Origin of the sequence: Neoroseomonas lacus (assembly GCF_014644535.1) — a bacterium.
Taxonomy (GTDB): Bacteria; Pseudomonadota; Alphaproteobacteria; order Acetobacterales; family Acetobacteraceae; genus Neoroseomonas; species Neoroseomonas lacus.
On record NZ_BMKW01000051.1, the window covers coordinates 1 to 1,630 of the forward strand.

The 1,630-nt window shown below is 67.2% G+C and carries 3 protein-coding genes; 2 read left to right on the top strand and 1 reads right to left on the bottom strand.

The window, feature by feature from the left end:
• The coding region (locus IEY36_RS30325) for an ABC transporter substrate-binding protein (protein ID WP_229681727.1) at positions 1–365 on the bottom strand (365 nt) is incomplete at its 3' end.
• 41 nt (positions 366–406) lie between these two features.
• On the opposite strand from IEY36_RS30325, the gene IEY36_RS30330 reads away from it, so the two are divergent.
• Positions 407–1,438, top strand: a complete 1,032-nt coding sequence (locus IEY36_RS30330; RefSeq protein ID WP_188974052.1) for a LysR family transcriptional regulator — start codon at positions 407–409, stop codon at positions 1,436–1,438.
• A gap of 63 nt (positions 1,439–1,501) precedes the next feature.
• Positions 1,502–1,630 (top strand): transposase (locus IEY36_RS31525; protein ID WP_373290367.1); only part of this gene is annotated, 129 nt, incomplete at its 3' end.

Consider the following 1,630-nt stretch of genomic DNA (forward strand, 5'->3'; position numbering starts at 1 on the left):
GGGCTGTTCGGGATGTTCCGCGCGCGCGTGAAGCTGAAGGCGATGTCGTCGGCGGTCAGAGCGCGGCCGTCATGCCATGTCACGCCAGGCCGCAGGCGGAACTCCCACGCCGTCTCGGACACCGGTCGCCAGGATTCGGCGAGGCCCGGCGCCAAGGTGCCATCCGCGGCGCGCTCCACCAGCCGATCAAAGATCTGCATGGCGATACTGTTGTTGGGCGACGCGTTGTGGAAGTGCGGGTCCACCGAGGTGACGCCGCCAGCCATGCCGATGGTCAGCGTCTCGGCCCGGCTCGGGTCGGCGGTCATGGCTGCCAGACAGGCAAGGCCGGCCACAAACAGCGTCCGGCGCCAAATGTCTGTCATCGCGGGGCATCTCCTCGACCGTCGCAAAAACTGTCACCGGCGTGGCGCAATCCGTCAAATCGATGTTAGATATGCAGACCATGCAGCGCGCGAATGATCCAGCACCGATCCGGTCGATTCTGGCACTGGACCTCAACCTGCTGAAGGCGCTGAACGCGCTGTGGCAATGTCGCGGCATCACTGCCGCCGGCCGTATGATTGGCCTTTCTCAGCCGGCGATGAGTCACGCCCTGCAGCGCCTACGCCTCGCCTTTGCGGACCAGCTCTTCGTGCGGGGGCGAGGCGTTCTGGTGCCCACGCCGCGCGGCACCGAATTGTGCCAAGCCGCCGTGGCGGCCCTTGCGGGTTTGGAACGGGCCGTCCTGCCGGCGGAACCGTTTCGCCCGGAAGCCAGTGCGCGACACTTTCGCATCGGCATGAACGACTACGTCTCCGCGACGCTGCTCCCGTTGATCCTCCGGACGCTCGACAGATCCGCTCCCGGGGTTTCGCTGGAAGCGATCCACCTACCGCGCGGCGAGAGCCAGGATGGCCCGATACTGCCCCGGCTGCTGGATGAGGGCCGGGCGGATATGGCGCTCGGCCAGATCGACGACGTGCCACCGCGTTGCCATCGGCAGCGTCTCAGGCAGGATCCGCATGTCTGCGTTCTGGCGCGGCGGTGCTGGGACCCGAAGCATCGCTTCGACATGGCCGCGTTTCTCGCGCACCGCCATATCCGTATCTCCTCCTTCCCAGAGCGCCAGAGTTGGATGGACCAGGCGCTGGAGGCGCAGGGGCTGAGCCGGCGGATCGCCGTGACGGTGCCCCACTTCATGGCAGCGCTGCATCTCGTCGCGACGACCGACCTGATAACCACCCTGCCGCTTGGTGCCGTGGCCCCCTTCGCGAAGACACTGCGCTTGCACATCCTTCCATCGCCCCTTCCGGGGCGTCTGCATCGTCTCGACATGGCGTGGCTCAAGGCGGTGAACGCTGACGCCGGGCTCGCCTGGTTACGCGGCATCGTGGCGGCAACGGTGCTGCGCGCGGCGGCTGGAGCGGCCCCCAATTCGCGCGGACAGGCGGCATAGCTGGGAGGGCCTAGGTTGAAGCCTAGGCGCACGCCTATGTCGAAGCCCATTGAGCGCGTTGCGATGATCACCGGCATCCACCGACGCCGGCGCTACACTGCCGAGGAAGAGGTCCGGCTGGTCGAACAGTCCATGCAGCCCGGCATGACGGTCTCTGCCGTCGCCCGGCTGCACGGCGTCTCGCCCAGCCTG